This is a genomic window from Escherichia sp. TW09308, assembly GCF_000208565.1.
In the GTDB taxonomy this organism is placed as follows: Bacteria; Pseudomonadota; Gammaproteobacteria; order Enterobacterales; family Enterobacteriaceae; genus Escherichia; species Escherichia marmotae.
In genome coordinates, this window is the sequence record NZ_AEME01000001.1 from 3,370,941 (window position 1) to 3,396,073 (window position 25,133).

Annotated in this window: 20 protein-coding genes; 10 read left to right on the forward strand and 10 right to left on the reverse strand. The window is 51.7% G+C overall.

The genetic code is table 11. The features are described 5' to 3' along the window. The first annotated feature begins 151 nt into the window (after positions 1 to 151). Positions 152 to 784, forward strand: coding sequence for a PhoP regulatory network protein YrbL (gene yrbL / locus ESM_RS0116025; RefSeq protein WP_000620415.1), 633 nt, complete (start codon positions 152 to 154; stop codon positions 782 to 784). On the opposite strand, the gene mtgA is transcribed toward yrbL, so the two are convergent. The 4 genes from mtgA to ESM_RS0116045 form a co-directional block, all read right to left on the reverse strand. Next, a complete protein-coding gene (gene mtgA / locus ESM_RS0116030) occupies positions 781 to 1,509 on the reverse strand; it encodes a monofunctional biosynthetic peptidoglycan transglycosylase (RefSeq protein WP_000047056.1) in 729 nt (242 codons plus the stop codon). The genes yrbL and mtgA overlap by 4 nt on opposite strands. Then, positions 1,506 to 2,159, reverse strand: a complete 654-nt coding sequence (gene elbB / locus ESM_RS0116035) for an isoprenoid biosynthesis glyoxalase ElbB (RefSeq protein WP_001517169.1) — start codon at positions 2,157 to 2,159, stop codon at positions 1,506 to 1,508. The genes mtgA and elbB overlap by 4 nt, the downstream gene beginning before the upstream one ends. A gap of 229 nt (positions 2,160 to 2,388) precedes the next feature. Next, the gene (gene arcB, locus ESM_RS0116040; RefSeq protein WP_000809746.1) at positions 2,389 to 4,725 is read right to left on the reverse strand and encodes an aerobic respiration two-component sensor histidine kinase ArcB; all 2,337 of its coding nucleotides are present in this window, start codon (positions 4,723 to 4,725) and stop codon (positions 2,389 to 2,391) included. A gap of 95 nt (positions 4,726 to 4,820) precedes the next feature. Continuing rightward, on the reverse strand, positions 4,821 to 5,750 hold the full coding sequence (locus ESM_RS0116045) for a TIGR01212 family radical SAM protein (protein WP_001517170.1): 930 nt from the start codon (positions 5,748 to 5,750) through the stop codon (positions 4,821 to 4,823). A 676-nt stretch (positions 5,751 to 6,426) separates the two neighbouring features. Between ESM_RS0116045 and gltB the strand changes: the two genes are divergently transcribed. The 9 genes from gltB (at position 6,427) to ESM_RS0116095 (ending at position 19,500) form a co-directional block, all read left to right on the forward strand. Further along, positions 6,427 to 10,887, forward strand: coding sequence for a glutamate synthase large subunit (gene gltB, locus ESM_RS0116050; protein ID WP_010379237.1), 4,461 nt, complete (start codon positions 6,427 to 6,429; stop codon positions 10,885 to 10,887). A 12-nt stretch (positions 10,888 to 10,899) separates the two neighbouring features. Then, positions 10,900 to 12,318 (forward strand): glutamate synthase subunit GltD, encoded by a 1,419-nt coding sequence (gltD, locus tag ESM_RS0116055; RefSeq protein ID WP_000081688.1) that lies wholly within the window; start codon positions 10,900 to 10,902, stop codon positions 12,316 to 12,318. 713 nt (positions 12,319 to 13,031) lie between these two features. Continuing rightward, positions 13,032 to 13,595: a fimbrial protein gene (locus tag ESM_RS0116065; RefSeq protein ID WP_000737522.1), complete on the forward strand. Its 564-nt coding sequence runs from the start codon at positions 13,032 to 13,034 to the stop codon at positions 13,593 to 13,595. Positions 13,596 to 13,695: 100 nt separating this feature from the next. Then, positions 13,696 to 16,323 (forward strand): outer membrane usher protein, encoded by a 2,628-nt coding sequence (locus ESM_RS0116070; protein ID WP_010379242.1) that lies wholly within the window; start codon positions 13,696 to 13,698, stop codon positions 16,321 to 16,323. A gap of 49 nt (positions 16,324 to 16,372) precedes the next feature. Then, positions 16,373 to 17,116 (forward strand): fimbria/pilus periplasmic chaperone, encoded by a 744-nt coding sequence (locus tag ESM_RS0116075; protein ID WP_029329883.1) that lies wholly within the window; start codon positions 16,373 to 16,375, stop codon positions 17,114 to 17,116. A gap of 12 nt (positions 17,117 to 17,128) precedes the next feature. Continuing rightward, positions 17,129 to 17,635, forward strand: a complete 507-nt coding sequence (locus ESM_RS0116080; protein ID WP_001517174.1) for a fimbrial protein — start codon at positions 17,129 to 17,131, stop codon at positions 17,633 to 17,635. Then, positions 17,632 to 18,102 (forward strand): fimbrial protein, encoded by a 471-nt coding sequence (locus ESM_RS0116085; protein WP_000848544.1) that lies wholly within the window; start codon positions 17,632 to 17,634, stop codon positions 18,100 to 18,102. The genes ESM_RS0116080 and ESM_RS0116085 overlap by 4 nt, the downstream gene beginning before the upstream one ends. Before the next feature lie 17 nt (positions 18,103 to 18,119). Next, positions 18,120 to 18,635: a fimbrial protein gene (locus ESM_RS0116090; protein ID WP_010379247.1), complete on the forward strand. Its 516-nt coding sequence runs from the start codon at positions 18,120 to 18,122 to the stop codon at positions 18,633 to 18,635. Position 18,636: 1 nt separating this feature from the next. Then, a complete protein-coding gene (locus tag ESM_RS0116095; protein ID WP_010379250.1) occupies positions 18,637 to 19,500 on the forward strand; it encodes a StfH/YfcO family fimbrial adhesin in 864 nt (287 codons plus the stop codon). Positions 19,501 to 19,583: 83 nt separating this feature from the next. On the opposite strand, the gene nanQ is transcribed toward ESM_RS0116095, so the two are convergent. From nanQ to nanR, 6 genes are all read right to left on the reverse strand, one after another. Next, positions 19,584 to 20,045 carry an N-acetylneuraminate anomerase gene (gene nanQ / locus ESM_RS0116100; RefSeq protein WP_000979895.1) on the reverse strand — a complete coding sequence of 154 codons (462 nt, stop codon included), beginning with the start codon at positions 20,043 to 20,045 and terminating at the stop codon, positions 19,584 to 19,586. After that, positions 20,042 to 20,917: an N-acetylmannosamine kinase gene (gene nanK, locus ESM_RS0116105; protein ID WP_000153625.1), complete on the reverse strand. Its 876-nt coding sequence runs from the start codon at positions 20,915 to 20,917 to the stop codon at positions 20,042 to 20,044. The genes nanQ and nanK overlap by 4 nt, the downstream gene beginning before the upstream one ends. After that, positions 20,914 to 21,603, reverse strand: coding sequence for an N-acetylmannosamine-6-phosphate 2-epimerase (locus ESM_RS0116110; protein WP_000054235.1), 690 nt, complete (start codon positions 21,601 to 21,603; stop codon positions 20,914 to 20,916). The genes nanK and ESM_RS0116110 overlap by 4 nt, the downstream gene beginning before the upstream one ends. 46 nt (positions 21,604 to 21,649) lie before the next feature. Next, positions 21,650 to 23,140: a sialic acid transporter NanT gene (gene nanT / locus ESM_RS0116115; RefSeq protein WP_000108263.1), complete on the reverse strand. Its 1,491-nt coding sequence runs from the start codon at positions 23,138 to 23,140 to the stop codon at positions 21,650 to 21,652. 108 nt (positions 23,141 to 23,248) lie between these two features. Then, positions 23,249 to 24,142 (reverse strand): N-acetylneuraminate lyase, encoded by an 894-nt coding sequence (nanA, locus tag ESM_RS0116120; RefSeq protein WP_000224706.1) that lies wholly within the window; start codon positions 24,140 to 24,142, stop codon positions 23,249 to 23,251. 123 nt (positions 24,143 to 24,265) lie between these two features. After that, a complete protein-coding gene (nanR, locus tag ESM_RS0116125) occupies positions 24,266 to 25,048 on the reverse strand; it encodes a transcriptional regulator NanR (protein WP_000990909.1) in 783 nt (260 codons plus the stop codon). Positions 25,049 to 25,133 lie beyond the last annotated feature (85 nt).

Consider the following 25,133-nt stretch of genomic DNA (forward strand, 5'->3'; position numbering starts at 1 on the left):
TGAAATCGTCATCAATGAACGTCATTTGTACATTTCGTGCGCTTTTCCATACACACAAAACCTTAAGAAAACCTTAAAAAGCCTTGTTTAGGTTTCGTTTAAGTTAAGCCCCCATACTGGAGACTGTCAGAAAATATTTCCAGGAGATGGCATGATTCGCTTATCTGAACAAAGTCCCCTGGGCACCGGAAGACATCGGAAATGTTACGCGCATCCGGAAGATGCCCAACGCTGTATCAAGATTGTCTACCACCGTGGCGACGGTGGCGATAAAGAGATCCGCCGCGAGTTAAAGTACTATGCGCACCTTGGTCGTCGTTTGAAAGACTGGAGCGGTATTCCACGCTATCACGGTACAGTTGAGACTGATTGCGGAACCGGTTATGTCTACGATGTCATTGCCGATTTTGATGGCAAGCCGTCTATTACATTGACCGAATTTGCTAAACAATGCCGTTACGAAGAAGATATCGCGCAACTGCGCCAGTTACTGAAACACCTGAAGCGTTATTTGCAGGATAATCGCATCGTGACGATGTCGCTGAAGCCGCAGAATATCCTCTGCCACCGTATCAGTGAGTCAGAAATTATTCCCGTCGTCTGTGACAACATTGGTGAAAGCACGTGGATTCCGCTGGCGACCTGGTCGAAGTGGTGTTGTCTACGTAAGCAAAAGCGATTGTGGCAACGTTTTATCGCGCAACCCGCGCTAGCTGTTGCGCTGCAGAAAGAGACGCTATCTTGTGAGAACAAGAAACTCTCACTCACTTCGCACGAAGCTTAATATAGTTGGTGTTGTCGCATAAACGACTCACCGCCTAATTGATGCATTTGCCGCAAAATCCACGCCTGACGGCTACGCACGTAGCCTGATGGTGCAGAGACTTTGAAACGGAGTGGGTTGGGTAATACTGCAGCCAGTAACGCCGCTTCCGACTGGGTGAGTTTGCTGGCAGGTTTATGGAAATAACGTTGCGCTGCGGCTTCAACACCAAATACCCCTTCACCAAATTCGGCTACATTCAGGTAAACCGTCAGGATACGCTTTTTGCTCCAGACCGTTTCTATCCCCAATGTTAACCCGGCTTCCAGCCCTTTTCGTACCCAACTACGCCCATCCCATAAAAAGAGATTTTTGGCTGTCTGCTGTGAAATTGTTGATGCGCCGCGAACGCGGTTTTCATTGCGTTCATTGTGCGCCAGCGCTTTCTCAATAGAAGCCACATCAAAGCCCCAATGGTCGGGGAATTTCTGATCTTCTGCGGCAATCACCGCCAGCCCCATCCATGGCGAGATTTGATCCAGACTAACCCAATCAGAATGCGCCACGTAACGAAAGTTACCATGCAACCAGGCACTCACCTGACGCTCAGCCATTACCGCCGAGAACGGAACTGGCGCTATGCTAAACAACGCGATGCCCCCACCCCAGAACACGGCAAGGGCAACCACTAACCGCAGAAGAAAACGGCGGACGAAACCGAACGCCGTTAAGCGGCTTTTACTCATTCAGCCAGAACCAGCACGCGGGAAACCAGCTTATCAATGCCGCTCGCCGCTTCCGCAATGTTCTGCGCCAGCATATACGCTGGTGTAGTGACAATCTTATTGTCTTCATCAACAACGATATCATCGACCGGGCACGGCACATGCTCTGCGCCCATCTCTTCCAGCACTTCTGCGGTATCGATATCTGTGCCAATGGTCAAACGCAGCGGGAAATCGAAAATTTTAGGCAGCATCGCCGGGGCAATGCACATAAAGCCAAGCGGTTTACCTGCCTGATGCATCGCTTGCGCCAGCGCCTTTAATTCACGGTCAACGGTGCATTCACTGCCAAGGCTGGCAAAATTGCTTAAATTTTTCGCCGCACCAAAACCACCTGGCACAATCAACGCATCCAGTTCGGCGGCATCGGCCTGAGCCAGAGGACGGATCTCACCACGCGTTATACGTGCTGCTTCAATCAACACATTGCGCGTTTCCGCCATCGGCTCGCCAGTTAAATGGTTGATAACATCAACCTGCTGCTTATCCGGCGCAAAGCAGACCGCCTGCGCACCGTTGCGTGAAATTGCTAATAACGTCAAAACCGCTTCATGGATTTCAGAACCGTCATAGACACCGCACCCGCTCAGAACTACGCCAATTTTCTTCATTGTGATCATCCTTTCGCAACTGACTGAAACACATTAATCTTTTTAATAAAAATGCTACGCATCACACATTTAACTGATTCATGTAACAAATCATTTAAGATTTGCTATCTTAACTGCGTGCGGCCTGAAAAACAGTGCTGCGCCCTTGTAACTCATCATAATAATTTACGGCGCAGCCAAGATTTCCCTGGTGTTGGCGCAGTATTCGCGCACCCCGGTCTAGCCGGGGTCATTTTTTAGCAGCTTTCGCAACCCACGCTTTCAGTACTTCTACGTCGTGACGCCACTCTTCTTTCATCTCTTCAATCCATTCACCAACATTATCTTCCCACGCAGGAAGATCGGGAGACTGGATCTGCTGACCAAGCTGCTGCAGATGGCGTAACCCCACTGACCCCGCCGCACCTTTAATTTTGTGACCTTCCTCGACGATGCCTTTTTTATCTTGCGCCGTCAGATTCGATTCCAACACGCTCACATAGCCCGGCATCATTTTCTCAAACACCGCTAACCCGTCAGTGATCAGCTTCGGCCCTACAAGTTCGAGATACTGTTCCAGCATAGGAATATCAAGCAATGCTTCCGATTTACCGCTCTCTTCTGTCGTCATCGTGCTTTCCTCATCATCCTGGGTATCCCAGAATTTCTTGATCATCGCAGTTAGCGCCGGCACAGAAAGCGGCTTACTCAGCACATCATCCATTCCGGCATTGAGGTACTCTTGTTTATCTTTCAGCACATTGGCAGTTAAAGCCACCAGCGGCGGTAAATCTTCGCGCGGATAACGCTTCGTCAGTTCACGAGAGATATCCAGCCCGGTCATATCCGGTAACTGAATATCCAGCAACACCAGGTCGTATTCGCCAGGTTTAAACATCTCCAGCGCCGCCTTACCGGTCATCGCTACGTCGACAGTATTGCCGAGCTTTTCCAGCACCGAGCGTGCAACAATAACGTTCAGTTCAATATCTTCTACCAGCAGCACATTCAGCGCCGGTAAAGGCATATCATCTTCGTCAAACGCATCATCCACTTCTTCCGCCACCGACGGTGCATGGATCGTCAAAGTAAAGGTTGAACCTTTCCCTTGTTCGCTGGTGACGGTGATATCCCCCCCCATATTTTTCGCCAGCCGACGAGAAACCGCCAGACCAATACCGGTGCCGGTGGCAGGTTTACCGCCGTGGCTGTCTTTCACCTGGTAATACATAGCAAAAATTTTATCCAGTTCATCCTGCGGAATACCGATGCCAGAATCTTCCACTTCAAAATGCAACATGCCCCCTTCGTCATAACGCACACGAACGGTCACTTGCCCCTTCTGAGTGAATTTGACGGCGTTACTGATTAAGTTCCACAGGATCTGGCGTAAACGTGTACCGTCGGTAATGATCTGATGCGGCAACGGCAGCGTCGGTTCCAGAATAAAACGCAGCCCTTTTTGCTGTGCCTGTAATGCGGAGAGGTTTTCCAGATCGGCAAGAAAGCTGGTGAAATCAACCGGCTGGTTATCAAGTTGAACTTTACGCCGCTCCATCTTATCCATGTCGATAATATCGTTGAAGATATTCCCCAATGTGACGGCGGAAACATGGATAGTTTTGAGATATTTTTCCTGCTCAGCGGTGAGTTCCGTATCCAGCAAGATACGACTTAATCCAACGATACCGTTCAGCGGCGTACGCAACTCATGGCTGATTGTCGAGATAAAAGTAGTTTTGTCGCGGCTGGCGCGTTCGAGCGCATCCTGATAACGCTTACGCTCGGTAATGTCGCGACCAAAGCCCATCAAACCGTGGCGTTTACCTACACGGTCGTAGTACGGCACTTTACGGATTTCAAAGCAGGCTTTGCGCCCGTCCGGATAATCCAGCCACTGTTCATAGGTCAGCGACACATTATGACGGAACACTTTCTCATCGGTTTCAATGACTTTTGCTGCGGCTTCCGGCGAGTAAACATCAGCAGGCTTCAGATGCACCAGTTGTTTTTCACTTTTCCCGGTCAGCAGCTCCATCGCGCGATTACAGCCGGAAAACTCTTTATCTTCGTTACGATAAAAAACCAGGTCGGGTGAAGCATCAAGGAAGGAACGTAAGAATGAGGATTGCTGTTCGAGCTGAATCTGCGTCTCTTCGCGCTCTTTGATTTCAATTTTCAACTGACCGAAGGTTTCCTGCAATTCAGCTTCTGCTTTTTCACGAACGGCAATTTCCTGATTAAGCTGGGTAATATTATCTTTCAGTTGTACGTTGAGGCTCAGATCGCGCTCGCGCATCTCCTCCAGCTTTTGCACCAGCCGGGACAGACGTTGCCGTGATTCTTCCAGTTGCTCCACCACTACCGAAAGAAAGTAAACCGCCCACGGTGTAATCAACAAACCAAAGAAGATGGAACGGATAACATCAATACTTTCAACTTCACCATGCAGCACCATGGTCACCGCCATTTGAACCACAATGGCGAGCACCACCAGCGCCAGCGCCAGTAGCATTGAGAAGCGCACCAGACCTAACTTCATCATCAGGTCAACATAGTACTGCGCCAACAAACGAATTTGCTTCATTTAAGGAATTCCTTCACGACAACCTGCCACAATAATACCCAATTCTGACAGTTACGCTGAAAATTGTGTGAGAAATGCGGAATTCCCCAGATTAACTACGAGGAAGGTGGCATCCACGGGCGTCCCAACGCCGATCCCTGCACGCCGTGTTCAGTAAGATAGCGATCCAGCTCGACCATTCCCGTCCAGCGATTTTCACACCACAGTGGGGCAAGTAGCGTCGGGCGACGGGCGCTGGCGGAAATACGATGATAGATAACTTCCGGTGGTGTATGGCGGATCATTTCTCCCGCTGTCAGCGTGTAATCGTCCAGTTCAATACCGTTCAAACGCCCCGCTTCCCATGCTTTCGCCATAATGCTGCCTTTCACGATATGCAGCGGATGCAGTTTTATGCCGTCAACACCGGTTTCCACCACCTGCTCCAGCGTTTGCAGACATTCAGTGCGTCCTTCACCCGGCAGGCCGACAATTAAGTGCGAGCACACTTTCAGCCCGCGTTCACGTGCCCGTTGCGTCGTGCGTTGATAACAGGCGAAATCATGGCCACGGTTAATACGGTGTAGCGTTTTGTCATGAGCGGTTTGCAGTCCCAGTTCCAGCCACACTTCATAACCCTGATCTTTATATTCGCAAAGCAGATCCAGCACAGCATCCGGTACGCAGTCCGGGCGGGTGCCAACACACAAACCGACAATATTGGCCTGACTCACCGCCTGCTGATACATAGAGCGCAGTACCTGAACTTCCGCAAAGGTGCTGGTATAAGCCTGAAAGTAAGCCAGATAGCGTTTCGCGCGATTAACTAAATTTGCCTGATGCGCCAGTTGTTCGGCAATAGAACGATGTTGCTGTTCTTCGTCGGCAAACGAGGCAACATTACAGAATGTGCAGCCACCGCGTCCGATGGTGCCATCACGATTCGGGCAGCTAAAACCACCGTGCAGCGTCAGTTTATGCACCTTTTGCCCGTAACGACGGGTAAGATCTCCACCAAACATATTGACTAATTTCTGTAACTGCATAATCTGATAGACCGCGCCTTGAAAAGAGGCCAAAGCCTGCCATTTTTAGCTCAATTCTGCGATGACCTGGATCAATCGCCCTGGCCTGCCTTTACCAACTGCATATTCAATCACAATTACTGAAATTTAATGCAATATCGTATTAATTACTTTTCCTTATCTTGCGTCAGATTTTTTTATCCGCTAATGGATTTTAAACAAAAACAGTAGTATGAAACGCCTTTATCTCTCAATGCAGTATAAAATGCTGGTTTAAGCGTCAGTTCAAGGCAGGATAAGGGTTAACACGCCTCTATAGTAGTCAGGAACTCAACGTTTTCCTTTTTCACCCCACTTTAATTCAAAATAAGATATTTCATTTAATTTCAATAAATTAATGAATATTTTTGCGCTAAAGCACATTTCTATACCAATAAGCTTGCCATTTGACCTGTGTCGCCTTTACCGATAAGTTGGAAATCCGCTGGAAGCTTTCTGGATGAGCAGCCTGCTCATCATATTTATGCAGTAATTGAGATCCCCTCTTCACCGTATTAACCGATGCGAAAAGGACAAAAAAAGGGGGCGAATGCGAGGTAAGCGTATGAAACGCAAACCCCGTCGCCACGCTCTTTCTGTGCCCGTGCGTTACGGTTCGGAAGTGGGGTTCCCGCAGAGCCTGGGGGAGGTTCACGATATGTTGTACGATAAATCCCTTGAGAGGGACAACTGTGGTTTCGGCCTGATCGCCCACATAGAAGGCGAACCTAGCCACAAGGTAGTGCGTACGGCAATACACGCACTGGCCCGCATGCAGCACCGTGGCGCGATTCTCGCTGATGGTAAAACCGGCGACGGTTGCGGCTTGCTGTTACAAAAACCGGATCGCTTTTTTCGCATCGTTGCGCAAGAACGCGGCTGGCGTTTAGCGAAAAACTACGCCGTCGGGATGATCTTTCTGAATAAAGATCCCGAACTCGCCGCTGCCGCACGCCGCATCATTGAAGAAGAGCTGCAACGCGAAACATTGTCGATTGTGGGCTGGCGTGATGTCCCCACCAACGAAGGCGTACTGGGTGAAATTGCCCTCTCCTCTCTGCCACGCATTGAGCAAATTTTCGTTAACGCTCCGGCTGGCTGGCGTCCGCGCGATATGGAACGCCGTCTGTTTATCGCCCGTCGCCGCATTGAGAAACGTCTCGAATCCGATAAAGACTTCTACATCTGTAGCCTGTCGAATCTGGTCAACATCTATAAAGGTCTGTGTATGCCGGCGGATTTGCCGCGCTTTTACCTGGATCTTGCGGATCTGCGTCTGGAATCAGCTATCTGCCTGTTCCATCAACGCTTCTCCACCAACACCGTGCCGCGCTGGCCACTGGCGCAGCCATTCCGTTACCTCGCACATAACGGTGAAATCAACACCATCACCGGTAACCGTCAGTGGGCGCGTGCCCGTACTTATAAATTCCAGACGCCGCTAATCCCCGATTTACACGACGCAGCACCGTTTGTGAACGAAACCGGCTCCGACTCCAGCTCGATGGATAACATGCTGGAACTGCTGCTGGCGGGCGGGATGGATATCATCCGCGCCATGCGCCTGTTAGTGCCACCTGCCTGGCAGAACAACCCGGATATGGACCCGGAACTGCGCGCGTTCTTCGACTTTAACTCCATGCATATGGAGCCGTGGGATGGTCCGGCGGGCATCGTGATGTCCGACGGTCGTTTCGCCGCCTGTAACCTCGACCGTAACGGTCTGCGTCCGGCACGCTACGTCATCACCAAAGATAAGTTGATCACCTGCGCCTCTGAAGTCGGCATCTGGGATTATCAGCCTGATGAAGTGGTGGAAAAAGGCCGCGTCGGGCCAGGTGAGCTGATGGTGATCGACACTCGCAGTGGGCGTATTCTGCACTCGGCGGAAACCGATGATGACCTGAAAAGCCGCCATCCGTACAAAGAGTGGATGGCGAAAAACGTCCGCCGTCTGGTGCCGTTTGAAGACTTGCCTGATGAAGAAGTGGGGAGTCGCGAACTGGACGACGACACGCTTGCCAGCTACCAGAAACAGTTTAACTACAGCGCGGAAGAGTTGGATTCCGTGATCCGCGTACTGGGCGAAAACGGCCAGGAAGCCGTCGGTTCGATGGGCGACGACACCCCATTCGCCGTGCTCTCCAGCCAGCCGCGTATTATTTACGACTACTTCCGTCAGCAATTTGCCCAGGTGACTAACCCGCCAATCGACCCCCTGCGTGAAGCGCATGTCATGTCGCTCGCCACCAGCATCGGTCGTGAAATGAACGTCTTCTGCGAAGCAGAAGGCCAGGCGCACCGCTTAAGCTTTAAATCGCCAATTCTGCTCTACTCCGATTTCAAACAGCTCACGACCATGAAAGAGGAGCACTATCGCGCAGATACGCTGGATATCACCTTTGACGTTAGCAAAACCACGCTTGAAGCGACGGTTAAAGAGCTGTGCGATAAAGCCGAAAAAATGGTACGTAGCGGCACCGTGCTACTGGTACTTTCAGACCGAAATATCGGTAAAGATCGCCTGCCGGTTCCGGCTCCGATGGCGGTTGGCGCGATCCAGACCCGTCTGGTCGATCAAAGCCTGCGTTGCGATGCCAACATCATCGTCGAAACCGCCAGCGCCCGCGATCCGCACCACTTCGCTGTGCTGCTGGGCTTCGGTGCAACCGCCATTTATCCGTACCTTGCCTATGAAACGCTGGGACGCTTAATCGACACCCATGCGATTGCCAAAGACTATCGTACCGTGATGCTGAACTACCGTAACGGCATCAACAAAGGCTTGTACAAAATCATGTCCAAAATGGGCATCTCCACCATCGCCTCTTACCGCTGCTCGAAACTGTTCGAAGCAGTCGGTCTGCACGATGACGTGGTGAGCCTGTGCTTCCAGGGCGCAGTCAGCCGCATTGGCGGCGCGAGCTTTGAAGATTTCCAGCAGGATCTGCTGAATCTTTCAAAACGTGCCTGGCTGGCGCGTAAACCCATCAGCCAGGGCGGCTTGTTAAAATACGTGCATGGCGGCGAATACCACGCCTACAACCCGGACGTCGTGCGCACACTGCAACAGGCAGTTCAGAGTGGCGAGTACAGCGACTATCAGGAATACGCGAAGCTGGTTAACGAGCGTCCGGCAACGACACTGCGCGATCTGCTGGCGATTACTCCGGGTGAAAACGCGGTCAACATTGCTGATGTTGAACCAGCCAGTGAACTGTTTAAACGCTTCGATACCGCAGCGATGTCTATCGGCGCATTAAGCCCGGAAGCCCACGAAGCGCTGGCGGAAGCGATGAACAGCATCGGCGGTAACTCTAACTCCGGGGAAGGCGGTGAAGATCCGGCGCGTTACGGCACCAATAAAGTCTCACGTATCAAACAAGTCGCTTCTGGCCGCTTCGGCGTAACCCCGGCGTATCTGGTTAACGCCGACGTGATTCAGATTAAAGTCGCTCAGGGCGCGAAACCGGGCGAAGGTGGTCAGTTACCTGGCGATAAAGTCACGCCGTATATCGCCAAACTGCGCTACTCCGTGCCGGGCGTAACGCTGATCTCCCCGCCGCCGCACCACGATATCTACTCTATCGAGGATTTAGCGCAGCTTATTTTCGACCTGAAACAGGTTAACCCGAAAGCGATGATCTCCGTCAAACTGGTTTCTGAACCAGGCGTCGGGACTATCGCAACTGGCGTTGCGAAAGCGTATGCCGATTTAATCACCATCGCGGGCTATGACGGCGGCACCGGCGCAAGCCCGCTCTCCTCGGTGAAATACGCAGGCTGCCCGTGGGAACTGGGCCTGGTGGAAACTCAGCAGGCACTGGTGGCTAACGGCCTGCGCCATAAAATTCGTTTGCAGGTTGATGGCGGCCTGAAAACAGGTGTTGATATCATCAAAGCGGCAATTCTCGGCGCGGAAAGCTTTGGCTTTGGCACCGGTCCGATGGTGGCGCTGGGTTGTAAATACCTGCGTATTTGTCACCTGAACAACTGCGCCACCGGCGTAGCAACTCAGGACGAAAAACTGCGTAAGAATCACTATCACGGCTTACCGTTCAAAGTGACTAACTACTTTGAGTTTATCGCCCGTGAAACCCGCGAGCTGATGGCGCAACTGGGTGTAACACGTCTGGTCGATCTGATTGGTCGTACCGACCTGCTCAAAGAGCTGGATGGTTTCACAGCAAAACAACAGAAACTGGAGCTGTCTCGCCTGCTGGAGACCGCCGAGCCACATCCGGGTAAAGCGCTCTATTGCACTGAGAAAAACCCACCGTTTGATAACGGCATACTCAACGCGCAGTTGCTGCAACAGGCGAAACCGTTTGTCGATGAGCGCCAGAGCAAAACCTTCTGGTTCGATATTCGCAACACCGACCGTTCCGTGGGCGCATCACTCTCTGGCTACATCGCGCAAACACACGGCGATCAGGGGCTGGCAGCCGATCCTATCAAAGCGTACTTCAACGGCACCGCGGGTCAGAGCTTCGGCGTGTGGAACGCAGGCGGCGTGGAGCTGTATCTGACTGGCGATGCTAACGACTATGTTGGTAAAGGCATGGCAGGCGGCTTAATCGCCATTCGTCCACCCGTGGGTTCGGCCTTCCGCAGCCATGAGGCGAGCATTATCGGCAACACCTGCCTGTATGGCGCGACCGGTGGTCGTCTGTATGCCGCAGGCCGTGCAGGAGAACGTTTCGGTGTGCGTAACTCTGGTGCTATCACTGTGGTAGAAGGCATTGGCGACAACGGTTGTGAATATATGACCGGCGGTATCGTCTGTATTCTGGGTAAAACCGGCGTTAACTTTGGCGCAGGCATGACCGGGGGCTTCGCTTACGTTCTCGACGAAAGTGGTGATTTCCGCAAACGCGTTAACCCGGAACTGGTGGAAGTGTTAAGCGTTGACTCCCTGGCGATCCATGAAGAGCATCTGCGTGGTCTTATCACCGAGCATGTGCAACACACCGGTTCCCAGCGTGGTGAAGAGATCCTGGCTAACTGGTCAACCTTCGCCAGCAAATTCGCGCTGGTTAAACCGAAGTCCAGTGATGTAAAAGCACTGCTGGGTCACCGTAGTCGTAGTGCAGCAGAGTTGCGCGTGCAGGCGCAGTAAGGGGTAGCAACAATGAGTCAGAATGTTTATCAATTTATCGACCTGCAGCGCGTTGATCCGCCAAAGAAACCGCTGAAGATCCGCAAAATTGAGTTCGTCGAAATTTACGAGCCGTTTTCCGAAGGCCAGGCCAAAGCGCAGGCTGACCGCTGCCTGTCGTGTGGCAACCCATACTGCGAATGGAAATGCCCGGTACACAACTACATCCCAAACTGGCTGAAGCTCGCCAACGAGGGGCGGATTTTTGAAGCGGCAGAACTGTCGCATCAAACTAATACCCTGCCGGAAGTGTGTGGACGCGTCTGCCCACAGGATCGCCTGTGCGAAGGCTCCTGCACCCTGAATGATGAATTTGGCGCGGTGACCATCGGTAACATTGAACGCTATATCAATGATAAAGCGTTCGAAATGGGCTGGCGTCCGGATATGTCTGGCGTAAAACAGACCGGTAAAAAAGTGGCGATTATCGGCGCAGGTCCGGCGGGGCTGGCGTGTGCGGATGTGTTAACGCGCAACGGTGTGAAAGCTGTCGTCTTCGACCGTCATCCGGAAATCGGCGGTCTGCTGACCTTTGGCATTCCGGCCTTCAAGCTGGAAAAAGAGGTGATGACGCGCCGCCGTGAAATCTTCACCGGCATGGGCATTGAGTTCCAACTCAATACCGAAGTGGGTCGTGACGTACAACTGGACGATCTACTGAACGATTACGATGCAGTGTTCCTCGGTGTCGGGACCTATCAGTCAATGCGCGGTGGACTGGAAAACGAAGACGCCGACGGCGTGTACGCGGCGCTACCGTTCCTCATCGCCAACACCAAACAGTTAATGGGTTTTGGCGAAACCAACGAAGAACCGTTCGTCAGCATGGAAGGCAAACGCGTAGTGGTACTTGGCGGCGGCGACACCGCGATGGACTGCGTGCGCACTTCCGTGCGCCAGGGAGCGAAGCACGTCACCTGTGCCTATCGTCGTGATGAAGAGAACATGCCGGGTTCCCGTCGCGAAGTGAAAAACGCGCGGGAAGAAGGTGTGGAGTTCAAATTCAACGTCCAGCCGCTGGGTATTGAAGTGAATGGCAACGGCAAAGTCAGCGGCGTGAAAATGGTGCGTACCGAAATGGGCGAACCCGATGCTAAAGGCCGTCGCCGCGCGGAGATTGTCGCAGGCTCTGAACATATCATTCCGGCAGATGCGGTGATCATGGCGTTTGGTTTCCGTCCACACAGCATGGAATGGCTGGCACAACACAGCGTCGAACTGGATCCCCAGGGCCGCATTATCGCTCCAGAGCGAAGCGACAACGCCTTCCAGACCAGCAACCCGAAAATCTTCGCCGGTGGTGACATTGTGCGAGGTTCAGACCTGGTGGTAACGGCAATTGCCGAAGGCCGCAAAGCTGCTGACGGGATCATGAACTGGCTGGAAGTATAACAAAAACCTCTCACGGCTCTATCATCATCCGTTTTATCTGGCCGGTGATAGGGCTGAAGCCCTCCCCCGAAACATCTCTCTCCTGAAAATTACACTCTGTGTCTGAAAGTATTCCCCCCCCCCTGACAATAAATTTGAATATCTCACTTAATAAATGGAGTCGTAATAAATACAGTTGTAAAAAATCATTAATTAAACCTAATTAAAAAACATTATTATTGATAAAACAATTCACAGCGTGAATGTTATTCTCATTAATTTTTAATAAAATATTAATGCCAACATATTCAAAGTAGAAATAAATAGTATAGATTACATTAAAATGCAAAATAGCCGTTCGGTTTTTAAGCGAAAAAAGCATCTATCTCCCAACAATTAAGAATACCCTTACGACAAATTAAATTCACAACATGAATAACATATATTAAATCATTAATCAGGTACTAATCTGATAATCAACCACAAAAAAAGATTTACCATAATATTAAATAACGCCGTAGACTTTCCGCATTAATATTTACCTCGGGTAAATTATTTATGCGTGGGTTATTCAACAAAAAAGTCAGCAAACAATATTTTATTTAGACCCAAATACAAGAATAAATAATATATTTATTAATAGCCCCTATAAAAATTTAAAGCGCAAGCACGGCTCTCACGTTAACTGTTAACGGAAAACAGTGCTTATTCACATTTAAATTTAAGGACAAATAATGAAAAAGTTAGTAAAAGCTGCACTGGCAACGGCGATGGTTATGGGATTTTCATCTTATGCAAATGCGGTGGGCAGCAATACCGGCACAGTCAATTTTATCGGTACGATTGAAGACTCTCCGTGCTCCATTGTGGTGGGTGACGAACATCAGACCGTTAACCTCGGCCATATCGGTACAGGTTCTCTGACTGGTGGCAAATCCTCCACGGCTGTGCCGTTCAAAATCCGTATGGAACACTGCGTATTCACCACTGAAACCAAAATGTCCACGGTGTTCAGCGCAGCAGGTAACGAATCAACTGCCAACCCGGGCAACCTGGCTCTGATGGGGTCCAGCGGTGAAATGAAAGGGGCCAGCATTGTTATCGGAACCAGCAAAGGTGCAGCACTCAAACTGGGTACTGCGTCAGAAACCAAACTGCAGATGGATGGAAACACTCCGGCCAAAGGCCTGCCTAACCAGGAAGTCGATTTCAGCGCATGGGTGAAAGGCGACGCAACTGGCACAATTGATATTGGCGAATTCAATAGCCAGGTTAATTTCCAGATTAGCTACCTGTAATTTACCCGCTGTAATAAGTGCAATGCCCTGAACAAGGAATTCAGGGCATTAATAAAAATTAAAAACACTCATTATTGTTATTATCAGGACGGTTTATCTGATGCAACACCATGCCCCTTTCCGCTTACGAATATTAAGTCTGGCAATCATGATGACGCTGACCGGTCTCTCCGGGAAAAGCAATGCAGAAGAGGCTGTTGAATTTAATACCCAATTTCTTGACGTAAAAGGTGGGACAAAAATTGATTTAGGGAAATTTTCCCATAAAGGTTATGTCCTTCCGGGAAATTACAACTTGCAGGTTGTCGTAAATAAATATCCTCTGGCAGAGGAGAATGACATTCATTGGTATCCTAAAGAGGATGACCCGAGTAACAGCTTCCCTTGTCTTTCTCCCGATGTCATATCAAAGCTGGGACTAAAACCAGAATTAGTCGAAACATTACAATGGATTAAAGACGGCCAATGCCTGCAACCGGGCCAGATTGAAGGCATGGTAATACAGGCAAATTTAAGTCAGTCCCAGCTTGAGGTGACGATCCCCCAGGCCTGGCTGGAATATACCGACGCAGAATGGGATCCGCCCTCGCGCTGGGATGAAGGTATTCCCGGGTTGATATTCGATTACAACATGAATGCTCAGGTTCGCCATCAGCAGAATGATGGCGTCGATGAACATGACATCACGGCGAATGGTACTGTTGGCGGTAACCTGGGCGCATGGCGCTTACGTGCTGACTGGCAGGCCAGTTATCTGAATACCAGCGACAGTGAAGGGCAAGATCTGCGTGACTGGGAATGGAGCCGCTATTACGCATGGCGTGCATTACCCGGCCTTGGGGCAAAACTGACGCTCGGTGAAGACGCTCTTGCCTCGGATATCTTCGACACCTTTAACTACCTCGGTGCCAGCGTACAAACCGATGATCAAATGCTTCCGCCAAACCTGCGTGGCTATGCACCGGACATCTCTGGCGTCGCGCGTACCAATGCGAAAGTCACCGTAACGCAGCAAGGTCGCGTTATTTATGAGTCACAGGTTCCTGCTGGCCCATTCCATATTCAGGATATCAACGAAGCGGTATCCGGCGATTTACATGTCCGCATTGAAGAGCAAAGCGGCCAGGTTCAGGAATATGACGTCAGTACCGCCTCCATTCCCTTTTTAACCCGCCAGGGCATGGTGCGTTACAAAGGCACGGTGGGGCGTCCACAGGACTGGAACCATCACGCTGAAGGTAACGCGTTTGCCGCTGGTGAAGCATCATGGGGCTTTGCCAATAGCTGGTCGCTGTACGGCGGTGCTGTGGGTGAAGAACATTATCAGGCCGTCGCCATTGGTATCGGCCGCGATATGGCGGTACTGGGAGCGCTCGCCCTTGACGTCACCCATTCACGAACTCAACTCCCGGAAGCGGGCGAATATGGACACGGTACTCTCCAGGGGAACTCCTATCGCATCAGCTACGCCAAAGATTTTGATCAGTTAAACAGCCGCTTTACCTTTGCCGGTTATCGGTTTTCCGAAGAAAACTACATGACGATGAGCGAATATCTCGATGCGCTGCATGATGACAACGTCCGTGCAGGCCACGATAAAGAGATGTACACCGTTAGCTATAGCCAGAATTTTAGCGACCCCGCGCTCAACGTTTACCTGACCTGGAACCGCCGGACATATTGGGACAGAGGAGACCAGAACAACTACAACCTCATGGTCTCTCACTATTTTGATATCGGTTCAATGAAGAATATGAGCCTCTCTCTGACCGCTTATCGCAGTGAATATGACAATGAATCCGACGATGGTGTTTATGTTTCACTGATGATCCCCTGGGGCAACGATAAGTCCATCAGCTACAACGGCATGTTTAGCGACGACGACAATTCCAGCCAGGTCAGTTATTACCAGCGCCTGAACGATCGCAGCAACTATCAATTAAGTCTGGGCCAGTCCGGCAATAACACCCGGGCTGAAGGGTTCTACAGCCATGAAGGGAGTTATGCGGACGTGGACGTCAGCGCAAACTATCAGGAAGGCGATTACACCTCTGCGGGTCTGACGATGCGTGGCGGCGCAACGCTAACCGCAAAAGGTGGGGCGTTACATCGCACGAATCTCTCTGGCGGCAGCCGTATTCTGGTCGATACCGGCGGCGTCGCTGATGTCCCCATCGGCGGCTACAACTCTCCGGTCTACTCCAATAGGTTCGGCAAGGCCGTTCTGACGGACGTCAATGACTATTACCGCAACCAAATTCGCATTGATATCAATCAATTGCCTGAAAATGCCGAGGCAACGCAGTCCACTGTGCAGGCCACTCTTACCGAAGGTGCGATTGGCTATCGCGAATTTGGCGTCATCAGCGGTGAAAAAGCGATGGCCGTTCTGCGCATGGAAAATGGCGACTATCCCCCCTTTGGCGCGGAAGTTAAAAACAGCCACCAGCAGCAAATCGGGTTGGTTGATGACGACGGGCATGTCTATCTCGCTGGCGTAAAAGCGGGTGAAAACTTACAGGTTTACTGGTCAGGCGAAAAACAGTGTGACGTCTCATTGCCCGACCCGTTACCGAAAAACCTATTTAGTGGTTTGTTATTGCCGTGTCAGTTAGCCAACCCGGATAAACCGCGCCCTGCCATGGAGATAAAACCGATTATCCAGGAGCAGACACAGCGCATTACGCCATCGGCTAAACCAGAAGCATTATCAGACAACGCCTATTAATTATTCAGGAACAGGGAACATGGTAAATAACAACATTTACGCACCAGGGATGTGGAAGACGAATATTTCTTGTCTGAGCGCAATTCTCTTTTTTACCTCCTGCGCGCAGGCCGCCATTGCGCCAGACCGCACGCGTCTGGTCTATAAAGGCGGCGAGAAATCGATCAGCGTGACGCTCAAAAATGACAGCCAAACCCTGCCCTATTTAGCGCAGACGTGGGTTGAAAACGAAAAAGGCGAGAAAATCACCTCGCCACTGGCTGTTCTGCCGCCCGTGCAGCGTATAGAGGCGAAAACGGAAGGTCAGGTCAAAGTGCAGGGAATGCCTGACATTAGCACCTTAGCGCAGGATAAAGAGACGCTGTTTTACTTTAATGTGCGAGAAATTCCGCCGAAAAGCGATAAACCCAATTCGCTGCAAATTGCGCTGCAAACGCGGATCAAACTGTTCTATCGCCCCGCCGCGCTGGCCAAAAAGGTCGATCCTGAGCATCCCTGGCAACATCAGGTCACTCTGAGTCGCCAGGGAGATCATTACCTGGTCAAAAACCCAACCAGTTATTACGTCATTATCAGCTCCGCCAGCACACAGAAAGGCGGTCAGCCCATCACAGGCTTTGAACCGCTGGTGATGCCTCCCGCAACCAGTCAGGAGATGAAAGGCCGCGCATCCGATCTGGGAAGTGCGCCGGTACTGACGTATGTCAACGACTACGGCGGACGACTGCCTCTCTATTTCCAGTGCAGCGGCGCAGAGTGCCATGTCGATGACGCCAGAAGCAGTAAAGGATAATTCGGAGGCTTAATGAGAAGGCGAAACAGTGCCCCACTTTCACTGTCATTGAGCGCTCTGATGCTACTGAGTGCATCGGTATGTGCAGGGAATAAAAGCGTAAAAATGACGTTACGTATCGCCGTCGACGCACCGCCACCTTGTACCGTCACCGGCGGAACAGTGAACTTTAACGATGTGCTCACCACCAAAATCGACGGCACAAACTATACCCAAACGGTGGGTTACAGCCTGAATTGTGATAAGCGAATTGTGGATGCACTGAAAATGCAGTTGCAGGGTACGGTTGTCACCATCAACGGCGAGTCGGTACTGAAAACGAATGTAGATGGGCTGGGAATACGGGTCCGTACGGTGAATGAACATACCCTCCTCGAGCCCGGGAGCACATCCTGGTTCCATTTTAACTTTTCGGGCAGCGGCCCGGCGCTGGAAGCGACACCGGTAAAAAATTCAGCGACAACGCTCAGTTCAGGCGACTTTACCGCCGGGGCGACACTGGTGGTGGATTATCAATGAAAACAATCGGATGCACGATACTTTTAGCCGCATGCAGCCTGTGTCATGCCGATAATCTGACCTTTATTGGCCACCTGGTGACACCGCCTGTTTGCACCATCAGCAACAACGCCAGAATAGACGTCAATTTCCGTGATGTGATCATCACGCGAATCGATGGCAACAATTACAGGCAGCCGCTGGAGTACAAAATTACCTGCGACTCAAGCGTCCGCGATAATTCGATGGCGATGACCCTGACCTTAACGGGAGATGTCGTGGACTTTGACGACGCCATCAAAACCAATACCGACGGATTAGGGATCAAAATCTGGGAAAACAGTAAACCCTTTAAGCCCGGCAGCACCATTACTGTCGATGAGGCAAATTTGCCCGTTCTGGAAGCTGTCCCCGTAAAAAGTGTCAGCGCGAACCTCAGCGAACAGAATTTCGAGGCTTGGGCGACGCTACGCGTGGATTACCAATAACAGCAGGGAGCAAAATGATGAAACGAATAGTATCGGTTCTGTCGCTGTGCGGGATGTTAGCAGTGTCGGCTCATGCGGCGGACAACGTCCACTTCACGGGTAACCTGCTGGCGGGTTCCTGTACGCCGGTCATTGTCGGAACCGCAATGGAAGAAATCATCTTTCCGCCCGCAGATGCAGCAGATTTACAGGCCAGCGGGCAGTCGGCGCGCGTGCCGGTGACGCTGAAACTGGCGAACTGTGAAAGCTCGCTACAAAACGTCAAGGTGACATTTTCCGGCACTGAAGACCCGCTGTTGGCGACGGGTTTCCTCGCGCTCGCCCCGGGCTCACGCGCCAGCGGGGTCGGTATTGGAATTGAAACAAGTAACGGAACCGCCGTACCGGTTAATAGCACAGCGGGAGTGACATTCCCGCTTACCGCCCCGAATACCACGCTCAATTTCAATGCCTGGCTTCAGGTTGAACCGGGCGTCACGATTGTACCAGGCGAGTTCTCCGCCAGTATGACCGCCACTTTTGAGTATTTCTGATATGAAAAAAATATCTTCGTTTTTACTCTTTTTGTTATTAGCGATTGGATTTGCTAACAGCAGCATGGCCAAACCTAACCTCAAAGTCTCCTTCAACACCCAAAAGTTATATTACGCCATGGATGACAGCAGCGTTATCCGCCTGGAGCTCCATGTAAATATCCTGACGCCAGATGGCCTGTTTACAGGTACGATAAACAAAGCCCTGTTTCAAGGTTTCCCCTATCACCTGGACACCTGGAGCCTCGCCAATGGCCCTGGGCCTCTTCCACCGAATCCTACGATTACCGTGACTGATTATGATAATACCAACGTCGATCCAGATCTTTGTGGCCCGATGCCGGATGGTTGGAACTGTGCCTGGTATGAACTTAAAGTGGATACCGGTACAGACTCCTACGGCTGCCCGTGGGTAGCCAATATCTGGGGGACATCAACGGGTATACATGGTGTCTATAACGGCCCTGTCTCCCATGGTTCCATCTGCCCCACCGTTCCCGTGGCGTCATTTGATATTTCCTGGAGTAAAGATCGCGTCCAGAATGACATGTTACTCAAAATCGCCTCAACGGGGGGCGTCGTTCATGCCAACCTGCCGACCTATCTGATGGAAAGCGGCAAATTGTGTGACGGCAGTCTGAATGATACGCGTGGCAGCTACTGTCGCTATGTCAGCCAAATGACCCAGCTCACAAGCCAGGGATGCACAAACGTCGAGGGTGGCAACAGTAACGTCACGGCGGTCGTCGCTGACAGTTCGCCTTACGACCAGACGCTAAGTAATATTGCGGTTGAAGTCAATACGGCGGGTACGGGGCAATTTACGACCGAGTGCTATTTCCAGTATCTGATGGAAGAGTTGTAGGTCGGGAATGTCGGGGTGTGATCGCGCTCCGCCCAAACCTGAGAAAGTAATAAGCCCGGTTCAGCCGGGCTAAAAGTATAGCGCTAAAGAATGTGGCGATTCACCTTCACCACCACCTTCTTAATCTCAGCAACGGACTCAACAATACACCCGGGCTTATGCGGTTCTCCCGGCATAAACACGGCGAACATCCCCGGTTTCATGATAATGGTTTGTTCATTCTCAATGGCGTTACAAAGCTGATAATCCTCTTCCACATGCAGCTCTTCGCACGCACGGGCGGAATCCGCGACACCGAAGTTAATCCGTTCTTCGCCACTCAGTAAAAGCTGAATATCAACATATTGCGTATGTAGTTCCGCTTTTTTACTCTCTGCGGGCTGGGTGGGAAATGTCATCACATTCATAAAGATATCATCGCCGCGCAGTTCATAACGACCTGGCGATTTCTCTTGTGGGCAGGCGGTTAACGCCAGCGTTAACGCATCCATCAATACCGGATGCAAACCGGCAGATGGTAATGACTGTACTTCACCCATCATCATAATTTTTCTCCCTGGGCCAACAACGCAGCCCCAAGTAAACCTGCATCGTGGCGGTAGTGCGCCGCCAGTAACTCAACATGAAATGCCGCTGGCTCCTGCGCCAGATACGTTTCCACCAGCGCCAGATACCCTTCAGCCAACCCGACGCTGCCACCGACCACCACGCACTGGCAATCGGTCGTAGCTTTAACATCGGCAATCAGTCTTGCCAGCGCATGTGCGGAGCGGTGAATCAGTTGCTGAGCATGTTCGTCGCCCTGACCGGCGCGCGTAAAAATGGTTTTCGCATTCGCCCCCGCCAGCTCACCCTGCGCCGCAGCCGCAATGCCACGACCGGAAGCAATCGCTTCCACACAGCCGACACGTCCACAACCGCAGACTGGACCATGAGGATCAGCCAGCGTATGTCCAATATGCCCCGCCAGGCCGCCTGAGCCAGTAAGCAGTTTGCCGTCGCTGACTACCCCACCGCCAACACCAGTGGAAACAGTGATAAACACCATGTCGGTAATATCCCTCTCCAGCGCCTGATACTCTGCCCACGCTGCGGCCTGTGCGTCGTTAATGGCAATCGTCGGCAAGTCGGTAAGCTGTTCCAGCGTTTTGACTAGCGGAAAGTGCAGCAATCCGCCGAGATTATGTGGATTTAGCGCCAGCAGGCTGCCGTTGCGGATTATCCCGGTTGAAGCGATGGCCACCTGCTGCGCATGAGCTTGCAACGGTGCGACTAATGTGGCTAAGGCTTCACCCAATGCTTCCGGTGTCTGGCTGGCAGGCGTGGGGAGTTCACGGCGATCGCGGATCTGCCTGTCAGCACCAATCAGCGCGGCAGCAAGTTTAGTACCGCCGATATCAATCGCCAGTATGGTCATAGCACCGCCTTTTTCATCGCTGTGTTGTACCACTGGCAAATGTGCTCAAGACGCGTAATGGCTGAACCGACTGTCACCGCCCATGCGCCATGACGCATGGCATCTGCCGCCTGCGCTGGCGTGTTGTATCGCCCTTCGGCAATCACCCGACATCCGGCATCGCTCAACGTTTTCACCAGCGCCAGATCAGGCTCTTCCGGGGTTTCAGGCGTGGTATAGCCAGAAAGCGTCGTGCCAATAATCTCAGCACCCAGTTTTTGGCAAGTCAGGCCGTCTTCCGGCGTTGAGCAGTCGGTCATCGCCAGCAATCCGTGATGGTGAATACGTGCCAACAGTGTTTCAACAGGCACCGGACGCGGGCGATCGGTGCCATCAATCGCGATAATGTCCGCGCCCGCCTGTGCCAGCGCATCAACATCTTCAATGTAGGCGGTAATACGTACCGGCGAATCCTCCAGATCGCGTTTCACAATCCCGATAATCGGCACGCTCACTACCGCACGAGTGGCTTTCAGGTTTGCCACTCCTTCTATACGAATAGCAACCGCACCGGCCTGCTCTGCCGCTAATGCCATAGCTGCGACGATTTCGGGTTTATCGAGCGGGCTGTCAGGAACCGGCTGGCAGGAGACAATCAGGCCACCATTAGCGGCGATTTTTTGATCCAGTTGTGCAAGTAACGACATACTTCTTCCCTTCGCGAAAGGCCCGGTTCAGAACCGGGCTACAGGATTAACTTTTGGTTTTGACTAAATCATCTTTGGTGTTGCCAAACGGCACCGCACCGCTGAATGGTTTGCCGTCGATGGAGTCATGAGTACGCAATGCTTCCGGGCGCAACCAGCGCTGAACCCGGGAGGGCATATCCAGACCAATCAGCAGGATCACCACAAACGTCAGGCTGAACGAGAGCGATCCCAGAGCCGTCCCCAGGTCCAGGCGTTGAGCAATCAGCGCACCAATGATCGGTGCCAGTGCACCACCCAATGCACCAACGTTGTAGGTAAAGCCCAGTCCCGCCGCTCGCTGGTCGGTATCAAAATAACCGCCGATCAGTTTCGGCAAGATCCCGGAGATCCCCTGACCAAGCATTTGCTGGAAGAACAGTAACAGACCGAGTACCCAGACGTTTGCACCGCCAATCGCAAATACCGGAATAATCAGCAATTGCGAGGCCAGCAGGCTACAAACGTAGGCTTTGCGCGTTCCCAGCCAGTCACCGAGGAAGCCACCAACGCAGCAGCCAACTGCCGCACCAAAGCCACTAAAGAACAGGACATTGGCGACCGTATGTGGGTCATACGCCAAATCGGTTTTCAGATACGTCGGCAGCAGCGCCTGAATCGGCCATGAGTAAAGGAAAGCAAACAACACAACCACCATCAGCGTCACGCCCGTTGGCCAGCGCTTGCCCGTACTCTGAACCATAAAGCTAATAAAGATCGCAGCACATAACAGCCCGAGAACAGCGACGATTGCGGCATTTTGCAGGTTACCGGCAAAGCAGAACCACAGCGCAGTAGCCGCTGCCAGCGTCATCACAATATTGGCGATGCGATGTTCACCGCGATAAAGAATATCCACCATCGTGCGTACCGGCGCTTTACCTGCGTGCTTCTCTTTCCAGTCTTCCGCTTCCGGGATGTTTTTACGCAGCCAGAGAGCGAAGATGATGGGTAAAATGCCGATAAAGAACAGCGCACGCCAGCCCCAGACCGGAACCACCAGACTGTAAACCTGAGCGGCAACTACAGCCCCCACAGAGAAGCCTGAAATCAGAAAACCACTGGCTTTGTTGCGCAAGTGTTTTGGCCAGCTTTCAATCACATAAGTAGCGCTGGAGCCGTATTCACCCGCCATCCCCATACCGATCACCAGACGCGCGATAAACATAGTGATGTAGCCAGGCGCAAAGCCGCAAGCCAGTGTACCGGCAGAAAAGAGAACAATACTGGTGACCATTGCCAGTCGACGTCCGTAGCGGTCGCCCATAGCGCCAAGCATCAGGCCGCCGAACCAGCGAGAGATGAAGGCTGCGGAGATCAGGCTTGCTGCCTGTACCGTCGTCAGCCCAAACTCACCCTGTACTTCAGTAAGTACCAGGGCAATTAAAACGAAATCAAAACCATCAAGCAGGTATCCCAACCAGGCAGCGGAAAATGCCCGCCATTGTGCACGGTTGAGATGGCGATACCACGGGATATTCTGGATCGTTGTACTCATTGTGAGTCTCCCGCGGTGGGCGATGCCCACACGCTTTGGTATGAAAGTTGTAGGGTACAGATGCGGTTATTTCCCCTCACCCGGTAGGGGCGGGTGAGGGAAAAGAACTCACCCGCGCTCTTGCATCAACTGCTGGGCCAGCGCCTTCAGTTCTGGCAGATATTTTTCATCCACCGGACCAAACGGTTTGCGACACAGCGGCACAGACACCACATCCATATAGTGCAGAACGGTTTTCAGACCGCGGAATACGCCCGTTTTAATCAGTAAATCAATGACTTTATTACATTCGGTTTGCAGTTTCTGCGCGGTCTGGATATCCCCTTCTTTCAGCGCCTTCACGATACCCTGATAACGCCATCCCATAATGTTGTAAGTACTGCCAATACCACCGTCTGCGCCCGCCAGCAGGCCGGAGGCGAAGATTTCGTCGTAACCGTTATAGAGCACCAGATCCGGATGTTCGCGACGGATCTGTTCCATCTGATAGAGATCGCCAGAGGTCTGTTTCAACGCCCCTACGCCTGGCAGCGTAACCAGGGTGTTGATCTGATCCAGACTCAGTTTTACACCGCTCAGTGCCGGAATGTTGTACACCACCATCGGCAAACCATCCGCCGAATCAATGATTGCCCGGTAGTGATCGCAGTGTTCTTCAAAGCTGAAAGGATAGTAGAACGGCGTGACCGCAGAGACAGCATCAAAGCCATAACGTTTAGCAGATGCCGCAAGTTGCTGGCTTTCCGCAGTGCTGACGCAACCTACGTGAGCGATAAGTTTAATCTTGCCTTTTGCTTCTTCAGCGACAATCTCCAGTACCTGTTCACGCTCGGAAAGGCTCTGCACAAAGGCTTCACCGGTTGAACCACCTACGTACAGGCCGTCGATGCCCTGCTGAATATTGAACTGAACCAGGCGGCGCAGACTCGCTTTATCCAGTGCTTGTTGTTGGTCAAAAGGAGTCAGGAGTGCGGCCATTACGCCACGTAAATTCGTTGCCATAAATACCTCTGAAGTGATGCTTGCCTGTTAAAAACGATATACCTTTATACCTGTTATACCAGATCAAATAAGCAACACATCATACAGAACGCTTATAATGCGATCTGCTTCACTAAAGTGGCATTATTTCTTTTTGTTTGCGGTCTGCCCGAAGGCGTGCCAGGTGGCAGAGACGCTGTTGAGATGCGATTGCAATGCGCGATCGGCTTCGTCGGGATCGTGACGCCGGATCGCATCAACGATCGCAATATGTTGCTGATAACTAACGTTGTTATGTTCGTGTAGCGCCTGGTCAGCTACTGTCGGACGAGCTGCGATCAGCCAGTCAAGCAGAGCAACGTGGATCGCCATAAAGATCGGGTTGCCAGGGATCTCCGCCAGTACGCGGTGGAAATCAACGTCTGAACGAATGAACGCAGCGTTGTTATCCAGAGATTGACTGTTGATTTCCAGTGCTTTTGCCAGCAAATCGATTTGTTCATCGGTGGCATGTTCAGCCGCATAACGCACCAGGCTGGACTCAAAGAATAGACGTAGTTGTTCGAAATGGGCTATCCCACCAGGATGGGAAAGGAAATCTTTCGCCATACCGGATAGCTCACCAATGATGGTATCCGCGGAAGGACGCGAGACGCGAGCGCGTTCGCCGTTATTAATTTGTACCAAACCTTTGCGCTTTAACGCCGCCAGCGCTTCACGCACCGAAGGACGCCCAACGTTAAAGAACGCCATAAGTTCGCGTTCAGACGGCAGTTGCTCACCTTCGCCAAATTCGCGACGGCGGATCATCTGCTCCAGCTCTTCTTCCACCATTTCGGAGAGTTTTTTACGCGCCAGCGGACGACGACGCAAGTTACGACCGATAGTAGCCGGAGAATCTTCTGCTTGCGGATCAAATGCGTTCATAGGGCTCTTCTGGGAAAATATGTTGACGGATAATAGCGAAGTTATCGTAACACAGTATTAAAATCAGGCGAAAAGAAGGTAGATA

What these genes read in the sequence shown, in the direction of transcription:
- nanR (WP_000990909.1), bottom strand. Translation starts at nt 25,048, where the DNA reads ATGAACGCATTTGATCCGCAAGCAGAAGATTCTCCGGCTACTATCGGT.
- mtgA (WP_000047056.1), bottom strand. Translation starts at nt 1,509, where the DNA reads ATGAGTAAAAGCCGCTTAACGGCGTTCGGTTTCGTCCGCCGTTTTCTT.
- elbB (WP_001517169.1), bottom strand. Translation starts at nt 2,159, where the DNA reads ATGAAGAAAATTGGCGTAGTTCTGAGCGGGTGCGGTGTCTATGACGGT.
- ESM_RS0116070 (WP_010379242.1), top strand. Translation starts at nt 13,696, where the DNA reads ATGCAACACCATGCCCCTTTCCGCTTACGAATATTAAGTCTGGCAATC.
- ESM_RS0116065 (WP_000737522.1), top strand. Translation starts at nt 13,032, where the DNA reads ATGAAAAAGTTAGTAAAAGCTGCACTGGCAACGGCGATGGTTATGGGA.
- ESM_RS0116075 (WP_029329883.1), top strand. Translation starts at nt 16,373, where the DNA reads ATGTGGAAGACGAATATTTCTTGTCTGAGCGCAATTCTCTTTTTTACC.
- ESM_RS0116085 (WP_000848544.1), top strand. Translation starts at nt 17,632, where the DNA reads ATGAAAACAATCGGATGCACGATACTTTTAGCCGCATGCAGCCTGTGT.
- gltB (WP_010379237.1), top strand. Translation starts at nt 6,427, where the DNA reads ATGTTGTACGATAAATCCCTTGAGAGGGACAACTGTGGTTTCGGCCTG.
- ESM_RS0116045 (WP_001517170.1), bottom strand. Translation starts at nt 5,750, where the DNA reads ATGCAGTTACAGAAATTAGTCAATATGTTTGGTGGAGATCTTACCCGT.
- gltD (WP_000081688.1), top strand. Translation starts at nt 10,900, where the DNA reads ATGAGTCAGAATGTTTATCAATTTATCGACCTGCAGCGCGTTGATCCG.
- ESM_RS0116080 (WP_001517174.1), top strand. Translation starts at nt 17,129, where the DNA reads ATGAGAAGGCGAAACAGTGCCCCACTTTCACTGTCATTGAGCGCTCTG.
- ESM_RS0116110 (WP_000054235.1), bottom strand. Translation starts at nt 21,603, where the DNA reads ATGTCGTTACTTGCACAACTGGATCAAAAAATCGCCGCTAATGGTGGC.
- arcB (WP_000809746.1), bottom strand. Translation starts at nt 4,725, where the DNA reads ATGAAGCAAATTCGTTTGTTGGCGCAGTACTATGTTGACCTGATGATG.
- ESM_RS0116090 (WP_010379247.1), top strand. Translation starts at nt 18,120, where the DNA reads ATGAAACGAATAGTATCGGTTCTGTCGCTGTGCGGGATGTTAGCAGTG.
- ESM_RS0116095 (WP_010379250.1), top strand. Translation starts at nt 18,637, where the DNA reads ATGAAAAAAATATCTTCGTTTTTACTCTTTTTGTTATTAGCGATTGGA.
- nanQ (WP_000979895.1), bottom strand. Translation starts at nt 20,045, where the DNA reads ATGATGATGGGTGAAGTACAGTCATTACCATCTGCCGGTTTGCATCCG.
- nanT (WP_000108263.1), bottom strand. Translation starts at nt 23,140, where the DNA reads ATGAGTACAACGATCCAGAATATCCCGTGGTATCGCCATCTCAACCGT.
- nanK (WP_000153625.1), bottom strand. Translation starts at nt 20,917, where the DNA reads ATGACCATACTGGCGATTGATATCGGCGGTACTAAACTTGCTGCCGCG.
- yrbL (WP_000620415.1), top strand. Translation starts at nt 152, where the DNA reads ATGATTCGCTTATCTGAACAAAGTCCCCTGGGCACCGGAAGACATCGG.
- nanA (WP_000224706.1), bottom strand. Translation starts at nt 24,142, where the DNA reads ATGGCAACGAATTTACGTGGCGTAATGGCCGCACTCCTGACTCCTTTT.